The sequence below is a fragment of the Acetobacter malorum genome (genome assembly GCF_002153605.1).
Classification (GTDB): domain Bacteria; phylum Pseudomonadota; class Alphaproteobacteria; order Acetobacterales; family Acetobacteraceae; genus Acetobacter; species Acetobacter malorum_A.
In genome coordinates, this window is the sequence record NZ_JOPG01000007.1 from 50,995 (window position 1) to 73,251 (window position 22,257).

Here is a 22,257-nt window from a genome sequence, read left to right on the forward strand (position 1 = left end):
TACGATGAGCCTTAAAGACGTTGCCAGCCGTGTGACCGTTTTGGAAACTGTTCCCGGAGTGCCTGTGTCTCTGGTAAATGGCGGCGTTCTGGAAACAGGTGAAACTTCTGTGTTCCGAGGGTGGGTCTCCGAGCCGGTAACGCTGCGTCTGTACGAACTGCGGGATGTTGTGCTGGATCGCTCCCTGATGGTTTTTCTTAAGGACGGAAAACCGCTGCTTGAAACGGCCTATGTGCAGGACCCTGCGGTTGTCGCGACGCTGACGGTGCGGCCTGAGGATTTGGTGTCGGTGCCAGACGAATCTACGCCTGCAGCAGTTTGTTGTGATCACTGGAACAGTAATTATTACCATTGGCTCTCCCATACGCTGCCAACCTTGCACGCGTTGCGCATAACCGGGCATCAGGATGCACGGCTCATGTTGCCTGCAAGCATGCGCTCCTGGCAGGCCGATACGCTGGCTCTGTCCGGGTTTGATGCTCAAAAGGGCATTCCGACGGAGCACGGCAAACAATATGCGTTCCGCCGGGTGCTCTATGCAGATTATGTACGTGGGGCGGCAGATTTTTCGGTCTCGCCCCTCTCTCGGGCAGCTTACGACTCTCTCGCAGCGGCGCAGCCCTCCACTGGCCCGCGAGATCTGCGCATTTTTATTGAACGCGGTCCTGCCAGTAACCGCAGAATCCCGAACGAAGCCGAGCTAACAGCGGCATTGCAGGCGCGGGGGTTTTTATGTGTCCGGGCAGAAAATCTGTCGGCGGCCGAACAGATTCAGACTTTCAGGCGCGCCAGATTGATTATGGGGCAACTGGGGTCTGGAATGGCCAACTGTGTCTGGTGCCAGCCCGGTACCGTGATGTTTGAACTGGTGGCCGAACATCACCAGAACCCTTGTAATCTTTTGATGGGCATGCAGGCCGGCCTGCTTTACTGGGGGAAGCTGATGCCTACAGGGCAGCAGGACGACGACCATGTTGCGCAGTCTGAAAAACCTCTCGATATAGGATCAGTTCTGCGCGAACTGGACCAGATAGAGCAGTACCTGCCGCCTGTCTGATCTCCGGTCAGGAGCGTTTGGCCCACGCTGCCAGCTTGTCCACAACTGCCTGGCCAGACATACGGCGCGCGTCACCTAAGGCGAGTGTTTCATCGCCATTCAGCACCTTGCCGTCCGGCGTGACGATCAGAGCGACCGGAATGGCTTTAATGGTAATGCCGAACTTTTTGGCAATATCCATATTCTTGTTAAAGTGGTCGACATTCACGGACACAACGGAAAATGTCTGATCAACCCACGGGCTGACAGCCGGGTTCGTTAGCACACCCGCCAGAACGCGACAGTCCGGGCACCAGTTGGCCCCAAAATCAATCAGCACTTTCCGGCCTGTCTTGCGGGCTTCTGCAAAGGCGGCGTCCACAGCAGCCTGCGCGCCATCTGGTGCGGCATAAGGATGCGCGACCGCTGTAATCGGCGCAGAGCCAATCTGAGGCACAGGGCCGTTTGCCGTGCCGGAAACCGCGTTTTGTGCCGCAGCAGGCTGCGCCAGACCAACGACTGTCGGGACAGCCAGAACTGTTGCCAGCAGCAGGGCGCGGAAAAAAGCGGTAGAACGCATGCAGAAGGATCCTTGCTTAATCTAATCAGGTGCTGCTGCCTCGGTTAAAAGGCGCGCAACACACAGCGTGTCAGGCAGCAGAACTGCTGAGTGAATATGTATTGAGAAGGCCCAATAAATGTCAATTAAATACGTGCAAAAATAAATTCACGCAAAAGAATAGTGTATGAATGGATGGGACTTGTGTCTTAATGCTGGCCTGCGTCTGATGCACCGGGCTGCAACACAAACAGGCGGGAGCAGTACGGGCAAACAGTCTGATGCCCGCCAATGGCAAGCCACACGCGGGGATGCCCCAACGCGGCCAGGCCGCCATCACACGCCACTTTGCGATGGTCGACCACAATAGTTTCAATATGCCCCAGCCGGGGGCGCGGAACAGGGTTGGCAGCTTGAAGAAGCATGGAGGCACATCCTTGGTGTTAAGGCAGGGTAGTGTGTCCGCAAAGGCGCATCATGCTTTCAGTCCGGATCAGTCCTGACTGGCGCGGATCTGTTAGCAATGATAGCGGGTTGAAATGTGCTTTTCCATGCTTTCTTCCTTCCCATCCGCGTGAGCAGATCAGTGTTCCATACGCTCAGAAAAGTCGTGCTGTCGTGTCTGGTAGCCTGCGGGACGCTAATGCTTCCGGCGTGCAGTACAACATTGCCGCCTGTGCCAAAGCCTCCGGCACGTTTTGCGCAGCTAGGGCAGATGGTCGCGCCGCAGAAGATTTTTACACTTTCGGACGGGGCGAAAATTCCGGCTCGTCTCTGGCCTGCTGCGCAGCCTCGCGCCATTCTGCTGGCACTACACGGGTTTAATGACAGCCGGGATGCGTGGGAGTCTTCCGCCCCGTTTTTCGCCGCTCATGGGGTGACGGTTGTCGCGCCTGATCAACGCGGGTTCGGGCAGGCCCCTCAGCGAGGCGGCTGGGCGGGAACTACACGGATGGTGGAAGATGTGCGTGATGAAGTCGTGCAGCTTCAGCAGGCCTATCCGCAGACGCCGCTTTATCTGGTGGGTGAAAGTATGGGAGGTGCGGTGTTGATGCAGCTGATGGCGCAGCCTGATGCGCCGCATGTTGCAGGCACCATTCTACTTGCTCCTGCTGTGTGGAATTTTAGCTGGGCAACAGATTTACCGTTGCGCGTTATGGCGCAGCTGTTTCCAAACTCTCTTGTAACAGGACGGGAACTCCCCGTGCATGAGGTGGCCAGTGACAACATCATGGCGCTGGCTCGCCTGTATTATGACCCGTTGACTCTACGCGCCACGCGGCTGCAAGCCCTGCAAGGCCTTGTGACGTTGATGAAGCAGGCGGCACTCGCAGCCCCACGGCTGCATGGACCTGTGTTGTGTGTGTATGGCGACCATGATCAGCTTGTTCCGCCCACCGCCATGGTGCCTGTCTGGCAAAGAATGCCTGCGGGAACACGGCTGGACCTTATCTCTGGCGGGCATCACCTGCTGCTGCGAGATCGGCAGGGGGCGCGTGTCATGCAGGATCTTCTGAGCTGGATAAACACGCCGGAAAACTGGCTTCCTTCCGGCGGAGACAGCGCTGCTGCTGCATGGCTGGCAACCGGAGTAGGGGAAGCGGGAGCTGAAAAACAGGATGTGCCACTGCCTGTTCTGCCTGCAATGCTGGATAGGCTCGTGCAGTAAGGCTCTCTGCAATATTTCCAAAGTTCCTTTATATGAGGCTCTCATTCAGAAACCCAAAATGTATCGGATTCTGACAGACGATGATCTGGAGGGCATCAAGGAAACTCTTCTGAAAGAGAGCAGGCAGTCTCCGGCAGAGATCTAAAAAGTAGCTGCGTGTTGATCTTCTCTATACCTCTCTTGTCAAAGCGCCAGCGGAGTAAGGGGCTGCGCAGAAAATGGACTGTGACATTAGTTACGGTTGCGACAAGAGCGTATTTTATCATTATACTGTAAAAATGCTCTCTCGGGCTTCTCCGGGCTGCTATCTCGAACCTGTCAATTCCTCCATCTATGGTGCTTCATGCTTTTCCGCTCTTTGCTTCTGGCCTGCGCAATTCTGCCTTTTTCCGCCACCCTATGTCTGGCGCAAACAACAGATGAGCAGAAAACGGCACATATTTTTACAACACTCCAGTCAGACCCCGCCCGTCTTGCGCTCTTCCTGCGCCAGTTTCCCAAGGGGGCTGACCTTCATAATCACATGGTCGGAGCCATTTATGCGGAAAGCTATTTGAAATGGGCTGCGCAGGATGGCGCGTGCGTGGCGTTGGATCATGGCCAGATTCTGCCGCATGGCTGCACAGGGCATGATAAAGGGGAGGTGCCGGCAGCGGCCTTGTCAGCCAATCCGGATGCGGAAAATGGTATGATTGATGCTCTTTCCATGCGTGATTTTGTGCCCACTGCGAATGATCGTTCAGGGCATGACCATTTTTTTGCAACCTTCAACCGTTTTTTCCCCATCACGCAAAAGCATGCAGGGGATAGTCTGGCAGAAGTCAAAGACCGGGCGGCATTAGACCATGTGCATTATGTTGAACTGATGATTTCGCCTGGTCTGGGTGGCATGATTGCTGCCGGAATGACGCATCCCCTCAAGGATGAAAATTATCCGCAGGCTGAACAGGCGCTCAAGCCTCTTCTGCCTAAACTGGTCGCAGATGTCCGGCACGAGACCGATGAGATGGAACAGCAGGCTCAGCATGTGTTGGAGTGCGGGACCCCTCAGGCGCACCCGGGGTGTGGTGTGAAAGTGCGGTATTTATATCAGACCGTGCGTACTTTTCAGCCCTCTGTTGTATTTGCACAGCTCTATGCCGGGTATGAGGTTGTGCGGACGGATACGCGTTTTGTTGGGGTAAATATCGTTGCGCCCGAAGATAATGTGATAGCCATGCGGGATTATGATCAGCATATGCGCATGTTTCAGGCGCTCAATGCGCAGTATCCCGATGTGAAACTGAGCCTGCATGCGGGTGAACTCACCCCCGGTCTGGTTCCGCCAGAAGGACTGGCCCATCACATTCGTTCGGCAGTAGAAATTGCGAATGCACGTCGTATCGGACACGGCATTGATATTGCGTGGGAACAGGATGCGACTGACCTGCTGGCAGAGATGGCACAGAAAAAGGTTATGGTTGAAATCAACCTGACGAGTAATGACGTTATTCTGAATGTTAAGGGAAAATCTCATCCGTTTGCTCTGTACAGACGAGCCGGTGTGCCTGTTGCGCTGTCTACTGACGATGAGGGCGTATCCCGTGGGGACCTGACGCAGGAGTATCTACGCGCCGCGACGACATGGCCTCTGAGCTATCAGGACATGAAAGAGCTATCACGCAACGGCCTCATCTATTCTTTTATACCGGGAGAAAGTCTTTGGGCCGATGGACATGTGGTGCCAGCTTGTCAGGACCTGACAAGCAAAACCTGTCAGGACTTCACAGCGCAAAGTGAAAAAGCCCGGACTCAACTTGACCTTGAAAAGAGTTTCACTGGGTTTGAAGCTGCGGTTGCTCATAACCCGTTACTGGCTGATTAAGGCGTGTCGTCAGTTAAACGGGAGGATTATGCCGCTTCTACTCCCGTTTGATCTGTGATGTTTTCTCCCCTTTTATGGACGGGGAGAGTGTGAATGCACGGTAGGGTCTGAGCGATGATCCGTGGGTGTCGATAAAAGATCTTCTCACGGGTCGCAAAGGTCATGTCGGTAGGGAGGTTGCGGATAACCACCTGTTTACCGAAGTCGTGCTGTATCGATACCGTCGAACGGTCCCGTGACGGACTAACCACCAAAATCCATGCCATTCCTCGATGAAGTCGATCCCGAAACCGTCATCGCAAACAAGGCTTATGACGCCGATCCCTTTATCGAAAAGCTTGAAGAGCGGGGGATTGCAACGCGCTATGACAAGCTGAAATCAATCTTCTGTGCAACTTCGTTGCCGCTGTCATCGGGGCTAACTGACAACACGTCCTGTCTTGGAGCTTTCGCTTTTTTCACAAGAGGGCGATGTCTGGAAAGTTCCCGAGAGCATACCAAGGACCATTGCTAAATAGATGATGGCCATGTCGGTGCGTGAAAATACAAGTTCCCAGCCCGGCGTAAAGCGTTTTGGTGTGGCCTTGTAGTCTATTAGACAGGATACAGGTCCGAGCGCGGCTGTCGCAATTAGAGCTCGCATCATCTTCGGCTGCCGTCCCAAGGCTTTATGATAGAACCAGCTCCAGAAAAGAACGGCGGCTGTATTTGTTGCTATGCCCGTAAGGGAGTGAGCAGCATCCAGCTTATTCACGTCCGCAGCTTTGTTCCCATAAAGCCAATGTGCAGTGCAGTTTACACCAGGACCATAAGAACCGGTCCTGACGCGGCTGAGGACAAGGGCTGCTCCGGTAGAGGCGAGAGCGCCGCCGATCGTAGTCCTGAAAAGACGTGCAATCATAAGGATACCACTTTCTGTCATGTCTTAGGCAGAACCAAAAGACTACTGAACGGCTTTTACAACGCGTGACGCAGCATGAAAGTTGTCTAAGGAATAAATAATTTATGCAGTAGGAAAGAATTTTAGAAAAATGGCTTTGAAAATATTTTTGATTATTAGCCGAAAAAACTTTTGAGAGAAAATCCACCCTTCGGGTTGCCAAAACCTTTTATGGCAACCCGAAGGAGGCAAGTCATCTTTCCAATATCGTCACTGAAACGGATGGTTGCTTCATCCCATACTGAAAAAAACTCTGCATTTTTTAAGTATTAGGAGAAAGGTGAGTCTGAAGATGGGTTTCCAGTTTTTCCAGTGAGAGACCTTTTGTTTCTGGCAAGAAGCGTGCCACGAAACAGAACGACATCACATTGATGAGCGCGAAAACAAAAAATGTGTTCGGTCCGACAGAGTGCAGGAGGATAGGGAAGAGAAAGGCCACTGTAGCGTTGAAAATCCACTGGCATGATACTGACAGGCCTGTCAGGACCCCGCGCACTCGCATAGGAAACAACTCAGACATCAGCAGCCAGTAAAGGGGTGAGACCATCATCTGGATAAAGAGCAAGGCCAGAAGGATGAATCCAAGCGCCATATAGCTTTCTACAGCTGTACCCTTTAGGAACAGTAAGGTTGCTCCAAGGCCAATATGGGCTAAGATCGCACCGCATAGGCCGCTTAAAAGTGTAACCCTGCGAGGAAACTTCCCGATCATCCAGATCCCGGCGAAAGTTGCCCCTACGGCAACCAGACCATCTCCAATGGTTGCAATCAGCGCGGCTTCCGTGCCCAGCCCTGTATTGCGCAGAATAATGGGGGTGAAATACATGAACGCATTAACGCCGGTAAATTGGGCCGTAAATCCGAGCCCTACGCCCAGCATCAGCAGACGGCGGATCCAGATTTCCCCAAAAGCCTGACGCCAGCCAATCTGTTCCGCATCATCATCCACAGCTGTATAGATTGCCCGCATTTCTTGTCGGACTTGTCTATCCGTAGAGCGAATAACTTCCAGAACGCGCTGTGCTTCTTCCGTGCGGCCCTGACTAGCCAGCCAGCGCGGAGAGCGAGGTACGAAAAAAAGTCCAACCCCAAGCAGGATGGCAGGGACTGCGGCAATCATCAGCATAGTACGCCAGATAGACGGCGATTGTGAAAAATGCGCCAGCCCCGCGTTGAGTGTGTAGGCGACTAGTTGCCCTGTCACAATCATCATTTCGTTTTGGCTGACCAGTCGTCCTCTGCGGCCTGGAGGTGCCATTTCAGAAATAAACATAGGCACAAGAGCTGAAGCACCGCCAACAGCAAAGCCCAGAAGGGCACGCATAACAATCATAACGGCAACGGACGGCGCCTGTGCTGTGCCAATCGCGCCGATGACAAACACTATGGAGAGGGCCATCAGACTGTCTCGGCGTCCAAAACGGTCTGCCATAATCCCACAGATCAGTGAGCCAAACGCTGCACCCAGCACGAGTGCTGAGGTTACCAGACCTTCTGTTAGCGGTGTGAGGCCCAGACCGCCCTTAGCGATTGGGAGCTGCATAAAGGGGAGGGCGCCGGCAATAACACCTGTGTCATACCCGAAGGCCAGTGCTCCCATCGTGACGACTATGACGATTTTCGTGATAAGTCTGTCTGCCTCACTACGTTTTTTCATAATCCTCTTGCAGCAGCCCGATGACTGCGTTCCCTGAAAAGCAGTTTGTCCTAATACACATCGGGTCTTGAGACCCAAACAGTAACATCCAGCCAGGGGTTCTGGTTCCCTCACTTTCAAAGGAAGTTTTTGTTTTCTTTGGAAAATATTGCTCTGCAACGAAAGGAAAAATGATCATATGAAAGAGACTTGCAATTTTGCTCGGTGCGAAAGCAGATAGATACAGAATGTAACCTTACCGAAACGCGGATGTACATTTTTTCACAGGAATGCACTGATAAATGCTTCTGGAATACGGTGCTGCGGCAAAAGCAATTGGTGAGATCGAAGAACCTGGGATCAATTCTTTAGTGTTATGATTTTCCTTAAGACGATGGTCGCTCTTTTATTTCATTTTCTAGTTAAAATAAACTTTTTATATGTAATTATGAGTCATTTCTTCCTATTATCCGTAAAAATATTTTTGTATATTATATTTTTTGATTCCAAGAAGTGTTTCAAATGGTGTTTGTTGGCAGATTTAGGTGCGTGAGATGCCTGAAAACTCAATGGAGGATAAATTTGGAAAAACCAAACGGTTAACAGGCGACAACTTTTATTTGTTTGACCGGTGTTAATTAAAAACAATAGTTTTATCTTAAGGAGTCGTAACAGGGGTGTTTCCCATGCAACGGGCTGTGGATTCCTTGATCAATTTTTAACAGGGAATCGGAATCTATGAGTTACGTTTCAGGCGGAATACTTTACGTTGACGGTGTTAACGGTGGTGTTTATGACGCGGGAGTTCCGGGAAATTTTTATGGAACACCACAGTCTGGCGTAGTCGTTTTAAGCGGCGGTCACCTTGCTGGATCTGGCACTATATCATCCGGGAAGATGGTAGTTAATAGCGGTGGATCTGTTGATGAAAATATCACAGTTTCATCTGGCGGATCGCTTGAGTTTGAAAACGGATCCATCATTGGTTATTCAAGCGCAACCCTCACGTTATTAAGTGGCGGAACGCTTATTGTTGATGCGGGATCTCAGAGATATACCGGAGCGAATTATATACTCTCTGGAGGCACGATATCAACGTATAAAGGACCGGGCACTATTACGTGGACAAGTGCAGGCGGTAATTTGGTTGTTGAAAGTGGCGCCGTACTACAAAGTCAAAACCCTGTATCAGGACCCTCAACAATTATTGTTAAATCTGGCGGCGAGTTGTCTTCGGCTACGTTGCAGTCTGGGAATGCTCTTGCGGTATCCGGCGGGTCTGTAGCTGATATAACGGTTAACAGTGGTGCTACAGAAACGGTTTTTTCCGGGGGTGTTGCGTCGCGTCAAACTATTCAGCCCGGTGGTAGCGTCGTTGTTGATAGCGGTGGAGCATTAATACAAAAAGGAGCTAACGGCTCAGGAAACTTGGCCAATAGCGGCTCAATCGTTGTTTCAAATGGCGGTGTGATTTCAGGCGGAGCCACTGTCGGTGGTGGCGTGACCACTGTTTTGAATGGTGGCACTGCAAAAGATGTAGTTGCTGGAAACGCAGGGTCTGTCGGAACGGTAGTCTTTTCTTCCGGTGCTATTCTGCAAGGCACAACGGTTGCACGCTCAGGCGGCACGGTAAGTGGCGGTGATCTGGCATCCGGCGCATCCCTGCAGGTGCAGTCCGGCGGTATGGCCTCGGGAACGGTTGTTGATAACGGCGGCGTGATTGATGTCCAGGCGGGCGGTCAGACTTATTACACTACAGCAGGCAGTGGCGGTGTCATCAATGTCGATTCCGGTGGGTCTACATGGTACACTGTGGTTGATGGCGGAACGCTGAATCTGTCTGGTGGAGGTACGGGTACGAACGATGCATTCGTCACCAACTCCACAACGTTCACATCGAACGGCGGTACCGTAAACTTACAAAGCGGATATAGCGAAAACCGGACATGGAATGTCCCGGCTTCTGTCAATCTGAATGTGACCAGCGGCGCCGCTATCACCAATGCGGTTATCTCCTCCGGCGGTGTTGTAAATGTTGCAAGCCAAGGTGCTATCTCCGGTACGGTCACGGTGCAGAACGGTGGCTCGGCGACAATCTGGAACAACGCCGGTGGTACAATTGATCTACAATCAGATGATAACGCAGGGCTAACTGTTTCCGGTCTGGCCTCAGGAGGAACCCTGACGACTGTCATCACTGGGTTCAGTGGTGTTGGTCCAGGAAATTCTGACAGCATTGATCTGGCTGGTGTATCGGCTGCGGGTGCATCTTATGCATACCCATCTGATGATCAGGTCGTTATTACACTGGCGAGCGGAGCGAACATCACGCTCAACATTGCTGGCGTTAAAAATACAGGTTTCGTGTTGGTTGATGACGGGCATGGCGGGGCGAATGCAGAAGTTTGTTTTCTCGCTGATAGCCTGATTTCCACACCGTCAGGCACAGTTGCGGTTCAGGATATACAAATTGGCGATAAAATCCTCAGCTACACAAACGGAGTTGTAGCAGAACAAACTGTTGTCTGGACTGGCCACAAGAAGACGACGGTTCGGTCAGGATTATCCGATGATATGGCGGGCTACCCAGTCCGTATTCTGAAAGACGCTGTCGCTGATGGCGTTCCGTTCAAAGATATGCTGATTACACCAGAGCATTGCCTATTTTTTGACGGACGGTTCGTTCCTGCCCGTATGTTGGTCAATGGTATTTCTATTTTTTATGACCGTTCCATTACGGCATATGATTATTATCACGTAGAAACACATCATCATGCAGTGATCTGTGCTGATGGGATGCTGACAGAAAGTTATCTGGATACAGGGAACCGTAAAACCTTTCGCCAGGAAGGTCTTGTTGTTGCGCTGCGGAATACTGGCAGCACCTGGGAAGACGATGCCGCGGCTCCCTTGTGTGTTGAGCGTTCTTTTGTTGAACCCCTTTTCCGTAATCTGGAACTTCGTTCTCAGGAGATTTTTGGGGCGCCTGTTTGCGAAGAAACAGTTGCAACAACCAGTGACCCAGATGTTCGTCTTGTGACGGAAGCTGGTGCAGTGGTCCGGCCGTTACGCCAAGACGGTGGTGTCTACAGTTTCATGTTGCCGCCTGGCACAGCACAGGTTCGCATTGTTTCACGCACAAACCGTCCGGTGGATGTTATTGGGCCTTTTGTGGATGATCGTCGTGAGCTGGGGGTTGCTGTTGGAGAGATTAATCTGGTTTTCGCCAGCGGAAAGCAGAATATCGTAGCGCATCTTCGGACCGAAAAGCCTGAAGGATGGTATGCTACAGACGCAAATAATGCAGCCGTTTGGACAAACGGCAATGCAGTGCTGCCCTTGGAAGAGGCAACCAAAAATCCTATGGGCATTCTTGTGCTGACACTGTGCGCAGCAGGGCCCTATTTACTGACAGATCATGATGAAAAAGAGATTAGTCTGGTTGGATAAATAAAGGAAATCCCCATACCTGTAGAGGTATGGGGATTTTTTACTGATAAGCTGATAAGACGCAGCATGTGAGTTCCCAGATTGGGAAGACAACTGGAAAAGCCTTGTTTACCCATCATAATCCGGTCTCATGACGTTTTTTCAAGGCTATATAAGTTAGCACTCGGAGGAACAGTTCCAACGGGTAACGTGGGTTATTGATGGTTTCGATCACCCTCTCATTGACGTCGTTTATGATGGCGACATCCCATTCCGAAATTGCATGCTGGATAATGTAAGCAAGGAGATTGAGGTGTTTGACAGCCTTGGCTGCTGCATATCTGGCAGTGGTCATGCGATCCCGGCAATCTCGGACGTTTGCGGTTGAGAATTTTGATAATCGTATCGAAGCCAGAGTGATGCGTCACGGAGGATTGCGGCAATATGCCTGATCCTGTCGGCTTTCCGATGGTCATGCTCTCGTCGCGGTACCATTCAACAAGTGTGCCAATCGTCATCTTGTCGAGAGGGCGCGTATCCGTGAACTGGCGAAGTTCTGCCTTGGCGGCCGTTTCATTCAGCTAGCGTCACGCCTGCGCCGTAGGGGAGAAAGTCTGCTGCACCCGTCGACCGTCGACCACCTTACGGGTCATGTATTGCTTAGGGCCACGATAGCTCACAATGCGCGGTAAAGGCTTGCCAGTGGCGGGGTCTGTGCGCCTGCTCGTAACATCACTTGCCAGAGTGTTGTTTTCTGCCTCCATGAAAGGAAACTGCAACGTTCCTCGCGATGGTGTGAAACCCATATTTTTGGAAGAGTTTTGCCTAAAAAGCCAATGAAAACATTGGCGTCCCGTACGGGATTCGAACCCGTGTTGTCGCCGTGAGAGGGCGATGTCCTAGGCCTCTAGACGAACGGGACGTAGAGGGGTGAGCGGATTACTACGAGAAAATCTGAGCGGACACAAGCGGAGAAAAAGCAGAACAGCGGAGTGTGCTTTGCAGGTAACAGAGGAAGGGGAAGGTAAGGGTTTCCTTAAAAATTGCGTTGATACGTTATATCATAACAGATAAAAGGCGGGAGTTAGCTCACTTCCAAACCCTTAAAGGCCAATCTCTTATGCTGGTGTCTCGTCTTTCTTTTCTGCTGGCATGCTCAACCGTCTGCACGACAGCAGGATTTCTGTTCTGTATCGAAAAAGCTCAGGCTCAGACGTTACCTGCTGGCACGCCGCAGACAGTGCAAACACTTCAGCCAACGGTTGAGAAAAAGTCTGCTCAGGAGAAAAAGACGGTACAGGCCTCTGCGCGCACGGTGCGTCAGGACGATACAGCGAAGGGCAAGCCCACCGGTCAGGAAACTGTGTCCATCCAGCCCGGTCTGGCAAACAGGCCGGAACGCGTGACGGTTACGGCACATCTGGACAGGGCCAGATCAGAGCTTCAGCCTGATACAGGGGCCACGGTTTATCGTTTTGACCGCAAGGCGCTGGAAACCATTCCGGGCGGCGATAACACGCCACTGAATCAGGTGCTTTTGCAGGCTCCCGGTGTGACGCAGGATAGTTATGGTCAGATCCATGTGCGTGGTGACCATAATGAAGTGCAGTTCCGGCTGGATGGGGTGCAGCTTCCTGAAGGGCTGAATGTGTTCGGGCAGGCACTGATGACGCGCTTTGCGGATAGCATGTCCCTCACGACCGGCGCGCTCCCCAGCGAATTCGGATTTTTGCAGGCTGCTGTTGTAGATATTACCACCAAGAACGGCACGACTAATGCCGGTGGTAATGCCTCAATTTACGGAGGGGCGCGTGATTACTTCTTCCCGTCGCTTCAGTATGGCGGGCATCAGGGGAAGTGGGATTACTTTGCGACGGCAGATTTTGTGCATGATCGCGTTGGGATTGAAAATACGACCAAATCCTTCAACGCTGTGCATGACCTGAGCAATCAGTATCACTTCCTCGGCCATTTGCGGTACACAGCGGATGAAAATACACGGATCAGCTTTATTGCAGGTGTTTCCAACGCGGAATATCAGTTGCCGAATAACCCAGGTCAGCAGACGCAGTTTGCAGAACCGTCTTATACCGGGAGCAATCTGGCGCAGAAGCTGGATGGCAGTGTTGACAGCGCCAGCCTGAATGAACACCAGAAGCAGATTACAGATTTCGCTATTCTTGCTCTTCAGAAAGAGATTGGAGCCTTTAGTCTGCAAAGCTCGGTGTTTACCCGCTATAGCAGCCTGCGTTATTCGCCGGATGAACTGGGCGACCTTGTCTATAACGGTATTGCTCAGCGGGCAGCGCGCTCCATTTTCTCAACAGGCACACAGCATGACGTCACCTGGCATGCTGCAAAAGATCACACTGTGCGGTTTGGTTTTCAGGTTTTTGTGGAACGCACGATCTCAAAGACAGATTCCACGGTCTTTGGGGCAAATGGTGTGGATGAGGATGGCAACCCGACCTTCGATTCAACGCCTATAAAAGTTTACGACGGTAGTGGTAAGACCGGCACCGTTTACGGTTTGTATGCACAGGATGAATGGACACCGCTGCGGAATCTGACCGTCAATTATGGTCTGCGTTTTGACGGGGTGAGTGAATATACCAGCGAGAAGCAGGTCAGCCCGCGTCTGAATGTTGTCTGGAAGCCCTGGAAAGGGGCTACGATCCATGCAGGCTATTCCCGCTACTTCACGCCGCCGCCGTTTGAAGTGGTGAGCAGTTCTGCGCTTTATAAATTTGCAAACACAAGCTCTGCGGCGGAAGTTACGCAGAACTCAACAGTTAAGGCAGAGCGTGACCATTACTTTGATGCGGGCATTCAGCAGCAGATCCTGCCGGGCTGGCGCGTATCTTTTGATGCCTATTACAAGCTGGCCGACAACCTGATTGATGAAGGTCAGTTTGGTGCCCCAATTGTGCTGAGTGGCTTTAACTACCGCAAAGGGCAGGTGAACGGTTACGAGGTCAGCACCTCTTATGATAAGGGACCGCTGTCTCTCTACGGGAACTTCGCCTGGTCTCGCGCTATTGGTAAGGATATTACCAGTGCGCAGTTCAACTTCGGGCAGGATGACCTGAATTATATCCAGCACCGGTGGATTCATCTGGATCACGACCAGCGCTGGACGGCCTCTGCCGGAGCGGCTTACAGCTTCTTCCACAAAAGCTGGCATCCGCTGCGTGTCTCCGCCACTATGGTTTATGGCAGCGGTCTTCGGGCTGATGGCGATGTGCCGAACGGGGCTGTTGTGCCGCAATATGCAACGTTCAACTTTGCGGCCGTGCAGACGTTCAAAAACCTGTTTGGGCACTCCTTCCTTGGTAATACGCAGGTGCGGCTGGATGTTACCAACCTGTTTGACCGCGCCTATCTGCTGCGGGATGGCAGTGGGATTGGTGTTGGCGCACCGCAATATGGCCTGCGCCGGACTATTCTGACTGGCATTACTCAAAGTTTCTAAAACGCAGTTGTCAGAAAATAATTTACTATAATGCGTAAATTATTTTCTGACTTTACCCGCTCTATAGAGTCATTTTCCCCCTCAATCCTTTTATGGGTTGGGGGTTTTTGTAATAAAATCTATAAAAAATTTCTGTTAGCCATCATAAACGGGTGATAGAGAACTGTCTGTTCAGTATGACAATGTTTTCTGCACAGGATTGTGTGGGCGTCTGCTGTATTATGCGGCATAGCAGCCTGTTAATTGTAAACATGCTTAGGGCAGAGTAAGAGCCACATCCGTATGCGGAAACCGTATCGGATGTTTGGGAGAGCACGAAATGGTACAATCAAGACGGAACATACCCAGTATGTCAGGCCAGTCTGAGGACCATGTAAAAGATACTGAAGAACGGGATATCGTCTCTCCCGGGGCAGACCTCGGGCAGAGAATGAAAATTCTGCGCAAAGCCGCAGGCCTGACACAGCAGCAGGTTGCTGATGCACTGGGTGTGTCTCGCCCTGCTATTGCGTTCTGGGAGACGGGCCGGGAAGGCAGTGCGAGAAAGCATATTCCCAAACTTGCCGCTTTGTTTGGCGTGGAGCCGGAAATTTTCCTCACAGGCTATGTGCAAGAAGATATCGCGCTGACAGTCACACCGGATGAATACGATATCCTGCGGTTGTACCGCATGCTTGACCCCTCACGTAAGGTTTCTGCCCAGAAGTGGATAGAGCGGCAGGTCAGAATGTGGCGCAAGAGCGAAGAAGGCCTCTGAAGCAGACGTATGACGCGGGCGTCTTCCCGTGCTTTCTCCGCGCGTGTCGGGGCAGGCGGAGATCTGCACGCAGACACGTGAGGGAACTCTCAGCCCGCTGACCCATTTAAACACCCAATTGGAGGGATGATAAAACAGGGAGAGCACAATGAAACGTGCCGCCTTTTTTCCGCTGGTGGGGATAGGAGCGATGCTGGCGCTGAACTGTGCTGAAGGAGCGCAGGTATCAGACGTTACCCCGGTTGTGGCGGAAGTCCCTGTTGTGGAAGGTGGTCTCTATCATGTCGATAATCTGCGCACGCAGGTGGTTTTTTCAGTCTCCTGCCTGAGTGTCAGCTGGTATTATGGCATGTTCTCCGGCGTATCAGGGTCTCTTCAGCTTGATCCCGCACATCCTGAACAATCGCACGTGGCATTACGGTTGCCTGTACAGTCCCTGACGACGACCTCTGGCTCCGTGGCGGAAACGCTCCGTGGCGATGATTGGCTGGATGCCCGGAAATATCCTGATGCCACATTTATTTCGACGCAAATTGTGTCCGATGGTCCGTCACGCGCAAGAGTGGCCGGGCGCCTGACGCTGCATGGCGTAACACGGCCTGTGACGCTGCGTGTCCATTTTGTCGGCGCAGGAAAAAATCCAACGGATCAGGATTATATCGTCGGGTTTGAAGCTGATGGGACCATCCAGCGCAGCGCGTTTGGCATCAGACATGCCATGACGGCTGTGGGGGACGATGTGAAACTCTCCCTGACAGGCGTTTTTGAAAAAGACCCGTCAGGAATTGTCCATTAAAGACCGCCAGCACCCATCAGGGGGCTTGCAGGGTAAGGGCGGCGGCGCTCGCAACATCCTTGCGCAAAGCAATGACATTGCCTTTGCCGTCCGGATGGACACGGTTGGTCAGGATCAGGACAAATGTTTCCTTGTCCGGCACCAGCCAGAGCGATGTGCCGGTAAAGCCGGTGTGGCCGAAAGAGTTTGCCGGAAAATGCTCCCCGCGGGGCGAGGAGTAATGCGTGGCGATATCCCACCCCAATCCGCGCAGATCAGATTTTCCAGCGGGTTGCTGCGGGGTGGACATCAGCACAAGGGTCTGCGGGCGAAGCGGGAAGGCTGAGGGCAGTCCAGCCCGGCGGGCCAGCAGAGCATGCGCATAGGTTAGCATGTCATTCGCGCAGGAGAACAGACCGGCATGTCCGGCAACGCCATCCATGCGGCGGGTCGTCGGATCATGCACCACGCCCCGGAGCATCTGGTTCTGCTCATCATACTGGGTGGGGGCTATGGCGTCGTGCAGGGCGCTGTCTGGCAAAAAGAAGGTGCGGGAGAGGCCAAGGGGCTGAAGAATGTTTTGAGTTGCATAAACATTCAGAGTGAGGCCCGAGAGTTTCTCAACAATCAACCCGAGCGTGATGAAGTTGATATCGCTGTAAACAAACCGCTCGCCGGGGGGATTGATCGGGTGTGCGTCAATCACGCGCTGAACGGCAGCCTCCTTGCCATGCCAGGGTGTGGCAAGATCAAGGTCCGGGGCCAGACCGGAGTAATGCGTGAGCAATAGCCGGACGGTAATGGCCTGTTTGCCGTTGGCGGCAAAGGCGGGGAGATACGTGCTGACCGGTTCATCCAGTTTCACAAGGCCACGCTCATACAGTTGCATAATGGCCGGGGCGGTAATCAGAACTTTGGTCAGAGATGCCATATCGAACAGCGTGTCCCACGTCATCGGTTCTTTATGAGGAACCAGTGCGCGGTTTCCAAACACACCTTTCCAGACCGTTTGTCCCGCCTGTCCGACAGCAGCGACGGCACCTGGCGTTTTCCCCTCCTGAACAGCTTTCTGAAAGATCTGGTCGAGCGCGGCAAAGCGGCTGTTGGGGATGTTTTGTGCCCATGCAGCATTCACTCCGAACAGGCTTAGCCCTGTGGCCAGCGTGCCGGATTTCAGGGCCATACGGCGGGAGAGGCGGAAAGAAGCAGGCATTGGGCGGGTCCGGCGTAAAGGGGATAGGAGTCAGGCGCAGGAGTGTAAAAGAGAAACCTCGTGATGCGCCAGTGTGAGAGACTACTGCTATCAGGGCGCAGCCTGCGCGACATACCGGAATGTCAGGTTAAAGCGGGTGGGGCCAGTCAACGGGTGCTGGCCCGGTTCCAGCGGTTTGACACCGTGATAATGCAGGCGGGCCTTGCCGCCCCACACCAGCACATCTCCATGTTCCAGTAAAATGGGATGCGCACGCGTTGTGCGTTGCAGGCCACCCCATAAAAACAGGATAGGCAGGCCGAGCGAGACTGAGACAATCGGCTGCGTGATATCGCCTTCATCCTTGTCCTGATGCGCGGTCATCCGCGTGCCTGCCTCATAGCGGTTAATCAGGCACGCATTAGGCTGAAAGCCTTCAAAACCGGCCGCAGCAGCACTCCGGCAGGCTAGCTGAAAGAGCTGGGGCGGCATGGTGGGCCAGAGGGTCTTCGTGGTCGGGTCTGTGCGCGTATAGCGGTAGCCTGACTGATCGGTAATCCAGCCCCATGTGCCGCAACTTGACATGGCGACAGACATTTGCCGCCCTCCGGGGGTCAGCATGCGGCGGAGGGGGGCTGCGTGCAGGACCGGGGTAAGAGCACGCCACAGGTCTTCTGCCTGATCCAGTGCAAAACCCCGCAGAAGAGTGGCGCCCGGACTGAGGGTAACGCGCTTTGGCCGGGTGTCTGTCAGCCCCAGATCCATCTGGCCAAAGCCCATCTCGGGCTGGGGTGGCGTAGTGTCTGGCATGGGGAAACCCTTCTGGCAGAATGAGACCAGAAGGGTGCCGAACCAGAGCCGCCGGAGCAATGATAATTATTCTACAAAAGCACGCGCTCCGGCTGCGTGCTTGTCCTCGTTGGTCAGGAAATGGGCGTGCGGTCCTGTGTTCTAACCGTTTGACCCGTTACGGACGCATCCGGGATTTCGACAGCGGGTTTGATCAGTGTGACCAGCCCCACCACCACCAGATTGACCACCAGAGACAACAGCCCTGTTGAGACCATGCCGGAGAGCGGGCCAAATGTGACCATATGGATGGGCTTCAGCCCGTCCATCCAGCACAGACCGAGCCCGAAGAGGCCACCAACAGCCCAGCCCGCCAGCATGGCAACGGCGGAGAAGCGGATACGCAGCAGACCAAGGATAAGGGCCGGGAAGGTCTGGAGGATAATCACCCCGCCTAGCAGCTGGAAATCAATGGCGAATTTGGCGTTCAGGAACAGCACGCACAACAGAGCACCGATTTTGACGGCCAGAGCCGTGATGCGGCTGGTGCGCACCGGGTCTTTCTGCGGGGGCAGCAGGTTGTTGGTCACAAGGTTGGCGGCCCCAATGGCCATGACAGCCGCCGGAACCAGTGCACCGACGGCAATGGCTGCAAAGCAGAAGCCACTAAACCATGCCGGAAAGATCTGCTGGAACAGCAGCGGCACAACCATGGTGGTATTGTCCGTTTTGATACCAGCAGTATGTGCCATCAGCCCCAGCATGGCGATCAGCCCCAGCACCACGGTGTAGATGGGCAGGAACACGGCATTCTGGCGAATGGTGTCCGCAGATTTTGCCGCCAGAATGCCGGTGAGCGTATGCGGGTACAAGAAAGCGGCCAGAGCTGAGGAGAGCGCCAGCGTGGCATAAGGCAGACCCTGCCCGGCATGCAGAACCGGCTGACTGGTGTCTGCTCCGGCAAACAGTGCCGCATAGCCGCCCATGTGCAGCGGAATGACCGTAACCGCCACCAGAACGGCGATGTAGATCATGATGTCCTTGATAAATGCCGTCAGCGCCGGGGCATGCAGCCCGCCCAGCCATGTATAGGCAGCCAGTGAGACAAAGGCGATGATCAGCGGGATATCGCCCGGCAGACCCAGAGCCTCAATCACTGTACGGATGCCGATCAGCTGCAGGGCGATATAGGGCATGACCGCGACCAGCCCGGTGATGGCAACAACAATTTCCAGCGGACGGCTGTTAAAGCGGGCGCGTACAAGGTCCGCCGCGGTGGCATGGCCCCCGGCATGTGCGAGCTTCCACAGGCGCGGCATAACCAGAAAAATAAACGGATAGACGATGATGGTGTAAGGCAACGCAAAAAAGCCGTATCCACCTGCCGCATAGACGAGTGCCGGCACAGCAATGACGGTATAGGCGGTATAGAAATCGCCCCCGACCAGAAACCATGTGACCCACGCGCCAAACTGGCGACCACCGAGAGACCATTCCTCGTCAGACGAAACAGTCGCACTTTTACCGCCGCCAAACAGCCCACGGAGCCACTGAATGGAACTGCCGATGATGATGGTGGCTGCAAAAAAGAGGATAAAGACGCCCAGCGCCCACGGATTGATGCCGCTCATGCGTCACGCCCTTTTTTCCAGACAATCCAGATAAAAATGGAGGTTACCGGCACCCAGGCCAGCTGGTACCAGTAGAAAAAGGGGAAGCCGAACAGTACGGGCGTATAGCGGTCGTACAGGGGCGTCCAGAGCAGCCCGAGAAAGGGCAGCAGGAGCAGCAGAGACAGGAATTTCATTTTAAGACGACCGGATTTGTTATTTTTTATTTTGGACCCGGATAGTCATGCACGCAGGGGCAAAGGTGTCAATTGCTTGTTGCGGAGTCAGGGGGGATTGATGCCGGTATTGTGTTTTTCCAGCTGGAAAGCGGCATTTTTGCCAGCCTTGTCATAACACAAAAGGGCAGGCGGACCTTTTTGCAGGTCAGGTCTTTCAGGAGAAAAACCTGAAAGACCTGACCTGCTGGAAGGCAGCGTTAGTTGGTTTTTCTGTGTTGTAACACAGTATTGAGGTGGTCACTGTACTGGCGGTAGCTGCCTTCCGGCACGCAGCCCATTTCTTCCAGATCTTCCAGATCGGCACCGCGATTGATCCATGTGTTCACTTCCCGGAAGTCTAGTGCGGCGGGGATCGTATGCGGTTCATACACCAGCGGGTTTTCTTCCCCCTGTGTAGCACCAAAAGGCATGAAGTTTTCAGCGGCCGGTACCTTGCTGCCCCGCAGACTGATTTCACCACAGACAATCTGCTTCTCACCGGAGCTATGAGTGGTGATCTTTCTGAACTTTGGATGGTCCTCTGCAAAGCGTGTGCTCAGCATATGCAGGGTAGATTTTACAAACGGGCTTGCATCCTTGTCACTGCCATCAACCACCGTCTGCGCGTGTGCTGCGCCCACGGAGGGGAGCAGCGACAGGCCTTGCAGGCTGAGACAAAGAATAAGGGCACGTTTCATGGTCAGGTCCTTCTTGCATGCTGGGCGCATGGTGCCTTGCCAGAACAGGAAGATCAATCGCTCCTCCTGTTCTGGTAAACGGGGAGATGTGGTTACAGCCTGCGGCCTGCGGGGCTGATGCCCCCACAGGTCAGCTGACCGCCGGGCATGGGGTAAGGCACGCCTGTTGTTGCTGGCAGAGAGAGGGGCAGGCCGCGCAGACTGCGCACGGCCAGAAACCCGAAACACTCGGCCTCCAGTGCATCACCATCCCACCCCAGAGTTTCGACGGGCTGCACCGTGCCGGGCACTCTTTCTGCCAGCATGCGCATCAGTGTCGGGTTGTGGCGTCCACCGCCGCACACAAACCAGTGCAACGGCTGTTCCGGCAGCGGGGTGCCAGCAATGGCCGCAGCCGTGAAAGCGGTAAGGGTAGCAGCGCCATCTTCAACGCTGAGTGTCGAGATCTGTTCCAGCGCCTGATGAAAACTCAGCCGGTCGAGAGATTTTGGCGGGGGCTGGCGGAAGAAATCATGCGCCACAAGGGCAGAGAGGCAGGCAGTATCAATCGTTCCCTCAGCAGCACAGGCGCCATTAAAGTCGCAGGGCTGGCCGGTGTGGCGGAACATCCAGTCATCCAGCAAGGCATTGCCCGGCCCGGTGTCACAGGCCAGCACGTCGCCAGAGCGGGTCATGAGTGTGAGGTTGGCCACACCGCCAATATTGAGCACGGCGCTGGGCGTGGCGTGCCCGTGCAGCAGGGCGGCATGGTAAAGCGGCGCAAGCGGCGCGCCTTCGCCTCCTGCCTGAACGTCAGCGGTGCGGAAATCATGAATAACCGGCAGATCCGTCGCAGCGGAAAGGCGGCTGGCATTACCAATCTGCCATGTGCGGCCGGGCGCATGCAGAATGGTCTGCCCGTGCAGCCCGATGATATCCACACGGGTATCTCCTGCTTTGGCGCGAACCGCCTGCACGGCCTGCGTGTGCACGTCGGTCAGTGCCTGTTCCGCGTCCAGCAGGTCCGCATCGTCTGGCGATAGGCTGGCTGCGCGGTCCAGAATGTCGCGGAGTCTGGCGCGAAGGGGCGCATCATAAGGGACAGTCAGAGACGGCCCGTGATGAAAAACCCTGACGCCATCAGTTGTGATAAGCGCGGCATCCACGCCGTCCAGAGAGGTACCACTCATCAGACCGATGGCTGTCAGCGGGGAGAACGTTCCGCCGTCCTGCACCTGTGGGGTAGGGTCTGCCGGTGCGTTAATCCCGGTCATGGTGTGCCGCCAGCAGAAGGTACCGCACTGTCAATGCCCGGCAAGATCCGGCCCGTGCTGACCTGCCAGAGCAAAATACGCTCCTCGCCATTGGTGGAGACATGCAGGGCCAGAAGGTCATCCCGCACACGGGCCATGCTGATCAGATGTGTGCCCGCGGGCAGAACCGGATGAGCAGGAGCATCCTGCAAGGGAACAGCCGGGGCAGAAAGAGTTGGGCTGGCGGAGGGCGTATGAGACCCCATCCGGTGGATAATGACGCCCACCAGTCCAACGGTGCCCACCACAATCAGAATGCCCATCCCGATGACAGCTGCCATCAGTGCTTTGGGCGTGCCCGGTGTTTGTTCCATAATCTGT

General features: G+C 54.0%; 20 protein-coding genes and 1 tRNA gene. 7 read left to right on the plus strand and 14 right to left on the minus strand.

Translation table 11 applies throughout. From position 1 onward, the window contains the following. The first annotated feature begins 4 nt into the window (after nt 1-4). Nucleotides 5-1,057 (plus strand): glycosyltransferase family 61 protein, encoded by a 1,053-nt coding sequence (locus HK23_RS03360; RefSeq protein WP_179193777.1) that lies wholly within the window; start codon nt 5-7, stop codon nt 1,055-1,057. A 7-nt stretch (nt 1,058-1,064) separates the two neighbouring features. Here the strand turns inward: HK23_RS03360 and HK23_RS03365 are convergent, their stop codons facing one another. Together HK23_RS03365 and HK23_RS03370 are read right to left on the minus strand one after the other, a co-directional pair. Then, nucleotides 1,065-1,616 carry a thioredoxin family protein gene (locus HK23_RS03365; protein ID WP_086652863.1) on the minus strand — a complete coding sequence of 184 codons (552 nt, stop codon included), beginning with the start codon at nt 1,614-1,616 and terminating at the stop codon, nt 1,065-1,067. A 188-nt stretch (nt 1,617-1,804) separates the two neighbouring features. Continuing rightward, on the minus strand, nt 1,805-2,020 hold the full coding sequence (locus tag HK23_RS03370) for a zinc-finger domain-containing protein (RefSeq protein ID WP_063907771.1): 216 nt from the start codon (nt 2,018-2,020) through the stop codon (nt 1,805-1,807). Nucleotides 2,021-2,238: 218 nt separating this feature from the next. Between HK23_RS03370 and HK23_RS03375 the strand changes: the two genes are divergently transcribed. Together HK23_RS03375 and HK23_RS03380 are read left to right on the plus strand one after the other, a co-directional pair. Further along, entirely contained in the window at nt 2,239-3,264 is a 1,026-nt protein-coding gene (locus HK23_RS03375; protein ID WP_256940043.1) for a lysophospholipase, read from the plus strand. 343 nt (nt 3,265-3,607) lie between these two features. Further along, on the plus strand, nt 3,608-5,128 hold the full coding sequence (locus HK23_RS03380) for an adenosine deaminase family protein (protein ID WP_086652864.1): 1,521 nt from the start codon (nt 3,608-3,610) through the stop codon (nt 5,126-5,128). A gap of 418 nt (nt 5,129-5,546) precedes the next feature. Here HK23_RS03380 and HK23_RS14705 read toward each other — a convergent pair whose 3' ends face one another. Continuing rightward, complete coding sequence (locus tag HK23_RS14705) at nt 5,547-6,029, minus strand: hypothetical protein (protein ID WP_256940044.1); 483 nt, start codon at nt 6,027-6,029, stop codon at nt 5,547-5,549. Nucleotides 6,030-6,330: 301 nt separating this feature from the next. After that, nucleotides 6,331-7,725 carry a sugar porter family MFS transporter gene (locus HK23_RS03390; RefSeq protein ID WP_086652865.1) on the minus strand — a complete coding sequence of 465 codons (1,395 nt, stop codon included), beginning with the start codon at nt 7,723-7,725 and terminating at the stop codon, nt 6,331-6,333. Between the two features lie 717 nt (nt 7,726-8,442). Between HK23_RS03390 and HK23_RS03400 the strand changes: the two genes are divergently transcribed. After that, nucleotides 8,443-11,154, plus strand: coding sequence for a Hint domain-containing protein (locus HK23_RS03400; protein ID WP_086652867.1), 2,712 nt, complete (start codon nt 8,443-8,445; stop codon nt 11,152-11,154). A 115-nt stretch (nt 11,155-11,269) separates the two neighbouring features. Here HK23_RS03400 and HK23_RS03405 read toward each other — a convergent pair whose 3' ends face one another. From HK23_RS03405 to HK23_RS03410, 3 genes are all read right to left on the minus strand, one after another. Further along, nucleotides 11,270-11,488, minus strand: a complete 219-nt coding sequence (locus HK23_RS03405; RefSeq protein ID WP_086652868.1) for a hypothetical protein — start codon at nt 11,486-11,488, stop codon at nt 11,270-11,272. Nucleotides 11,489-11,720: 232 nt separating this feature from the next. Then, nucleotides 11,721-11,897 (minus strand): hypothetical protein, encoded by a 177-nt coding sequence (locus HK23_RS14490; RefSeq protein ID WP_179193778.1) that lies wholly within the window; start codon nt 11,895-11,897, stop codon nt 11,721-11,723. Between the two features lie 82 nt (nt 11,898-11,979). Continuing rightward, nucleotides 11,980-12,055 (minus strand) — tRNA-Glu (locus tag HK23_RS03410). Nucleotides 12,056-12,256: 201 nt separating this feature from the next. Here HK23_RS03410 and HK23_RS03415 point away from each other — a divergent pair. From HK23_RS03415 to HK23_RS03425, 3 genes are all read left to right on the plus strand, one after another. After that, on the plus strand, nt 12,257-14,605 hold the full coding sequence (locus HK23_RS03415) for a TonB-dependent receptor (RefSeq protein WP_373270304.1): 2,349 nt from the start codon (nt 12,257-12,259) through the stop codon (nt 14,603-14,605). A gap of 349 nt (nt 14,606-14,954) precedes the next feature. Further along, complete coding sequence (locus HK23_RS03420; protein ID WP_082881871.1) at nt 14,955-15,362, plus strand: helix-turn-helix domain-containing protein; 408 nt, start codon at nt 14,955-14,957, stop codon at nt 15,360-15,362. A gap of 148 nt (nt 15,363-15,510) precedes the next feature. After that, complete coding sequence (locus HK23_RS03425) at nt 15,511-16,158, plus strand: YceI family protein (RefSeq protein ID WP_256940045.1); 648 nt, start codon at nt 15,511-15,513, stop codon at nt 16,156-16,158. A gap of 16 nt (nt 16,159-16,174) precedes the next feature. On the opposite strand, the gene HK23_RS03430 is transcribed toward HK23_RS03425, so the two are convergent. The 7 genes from HK23_RS03430 to HK23_RS03460 all read right to left on the minus strand — a co-directional run bounded on the left by HK23_RS03430 (nt 16,175) and on the right by HK23_RS03460 (nt 22,250). After that, on the minus strand, nt 16,175-17,350 hold the full coding sequence (locus HK23_RS03430) for a serine hydrolase domain-containing protein (protein WP_086652870.1): 1,176 nt from the start codon (nt 17,348-17,350) through the stop codon (nt 16,175-16,177). Between the two features lie 90 nt (nt 17,351-17,440). Continuing rightward, a complete protein-coding gene (gene alkB / locus HK23_RS03435; protein WP_086652970.1) occupies nt 17,441-18,094 on the minus strand; it encodes a DNA oxidative demethylase AlkB in 654 nt (217 codons plus the stop codon). Nucleotides 18,095-18,252: 158 nt separating this feature from the next. Then, nucleotides 18,253-19,749 (minus strand): sodium:solute symporter family protein, encoded by a 1,497-nt coding sequence (locus HK23_RS03440; RefSeq protein ID WP_086652871.1) that lies wholly within the window; start codon nt 19,747-19,749, stop codon nt 18,253-18,255. Continuing rightward, nucleotides 19,746-19,925, minus strand: coding sequence for a DUF3311 domain-containing protein (locus HK23_RS03445; RefSeq protein WP_086652872.1), 180 nt, complete (start codon nt 19,923-19,925; stop codon nt 19,746-19,748). Before HK23_RS03445 ends, HK23_RS03440 begins: the two co-directional genes overlap by 4 nt. 239 nt (nt 19,926-20,164) lie before the next feature. Continuing rightward, a complete protein-coding gene (locus HK23_RS03450; protein ID WP_256940047.1) occupies nt 20,165-20,644 on the minus strand; it encodes a hypothetical protein in 480 nt (159 codons plus the stop codon). Nucleotides 20,645-20,736: 92 nt separating this feature from the next. Then, entirely contained in the window at nt 20,737-21,897 is a 1,161-nt protein-coding gene (locus tag HK23_RS03455; protein WP_086652873.1) for an anhydro-N-acetylmuramic acid kinase, read from the minus strand. Beyond that, on the minus strand, nt 21,894-22,250 hold the full coding sequence (locus HK23_RS03460; RefSeq protein WP_086652874.1) for a hypothetical protein: 357 nt from the start codon (nt 22,248-22,250) through the stop codon (nt 21,894-21,896). The genes HK23_RS03455 and HK23_RS03460 overlap by 4 nt, the downstream gene beginning before the upstream one ends. Between the last annotated feature and the right edge of the window lie 7 nt (nt 22,251-22,257).

Excerpts from the sequence above, each read along its gene's own strand:
- HK23_RS03360 (WP_179193777.1), top strand. The coding sequence starts at position 5 with ATGAGCCTTAAAGACGTTGCCAGCCGTGTGACCGTTTTGGAAACTGTT.
- HK23_RS03365 (WP_086652863.1), bottom strand. The coding sequence starts at position 1,616 with ATGCGTTCTACCGCTTTTTTCCGCGCCCTGCTGCTGGCAACAGTTCTG.
- HK23_RS03370 (WP_063907771.1), bottom strand. The coding sequence starts at position 2,020 with ATGCTTCTTCAAGCTGCCAACCCTGTTCCGCGCCCCCGGCTGGGGCAT.
- HK23_RS03375 (WP_256940043.1), top strand. The coding sequence starts at position 2,239 with ATGCTTCCGGCGTGCAGTACAACATTGCCGCCTGTGCCAAAGCCTCCG.
- HK23_RS03380 (WP_086652864.1), top strand. The coding sequence starts at position 3,608 with ATGCTTTTCCGCTCTTTGCTTCTGGCCTGCGCAATTCTGCCTTTTTCC.
- HK23_RS14705 (WP_256940044.1), bottom strand. The coding sequence starts at position 6,029 with ATGATTGCACGTCTTTTCAGGACTACGATCGGCGGCGCTCTCGCCTCT.
- HK23_RS03390 (WP_086652865.1), bottom strand. The coding sequence starts at position 7,725 with ATGAAAAAACGTAGTGAGGCAGACAGACTTATCACGAAAATCGTCATA.
- HK23_RS03400 (WP_086652867.1), top strand. The coding sequence starts at position 8,443 with ATGAGTTACGTTTCAGGCGGAATACTTTACGTTGACGGTGTTAACGGT.
- HK23_RS03405 (WP_086652868.1), bottom strand. The coding sequence starts at position 11,488 with ATGACCACTGCCAGATATGCAGCAGCCAAGGCTGTCAAACACCTCAAT.
- HK23_RS14490 (WP_179193778.1), bottom strand. The coding sequence starts at position 11,897 with ATGGAGGCAGAAAACAACACTCTGGCAAGTGATGTTACGAGCAGGCGC.
- HK23_RS03420 (WP_082881871.1), top strand. The coding sequence starts at position 14,955 with ATGTCAGGCCAGTCTGAGGACCATGTAAAAGATACTGAAGAACGGGAT.
- HK23_RS03425 (WP_256940045.1), top strand. The coding sequence starts at position 15,511 with ATGAAACGTGCCGCCTTTTTTCCGCTGGTGGGGATAGGAGCGATGCTG.
- HK23_RS03430 (WP_086652870.1), bottom strand. The coding sequence starts at position 17,350 with ATGCCTGCTTCTTTCCGCCTCTCCCGCCGTATGGCCCTGAAATCCGGC.
- alkB (WP_086652970.1), bottom strand. The coding sequence starts at position 18,094 with ATGGATCTGGGGCTGACAGACACCCGGCCAAAGCGCGTTACCCTCAGT.
- HK23_RS03440 (WP_086652871.1), bottom strand. The coding sequence starts at position 19,749 with ATGAGCGGCATCAATCCGTGGGCGCTGGGCGTCTTTATCCTCTTTTTT.
- HK23_RS03445 (WP_086652872.1), bottom strand. The coding sequence starts at position 19,925 with ATGAAATTCCTGTCTCTGCTGCTCCTGCTGCCCTTTCTCGGGCTGCTC.
- HK23_RS03450 (WP_256940047.1), bottom strand. The coding sequence starts at position 20,644 with ATGAAACGTGCCCTTATTCTTTGTCTCAGCCTGCAAGGCCTGTCGCTG.
- HK23_RS03455 (WP_086652873.1), bottom strand. The coding sequence starts at position 21,897 with ATGACCGGGATTAACGCACCGGCAGACCCTACCCCACAGGTGCAGGAC.
- HK23_RS03460 (WP_086652874.1), bottom strand. The coding sequence starts at position 22,250 with ATGGAACAAACACCGGGCACGCCCAAAGCACTGATGGCAGCTGTCATC.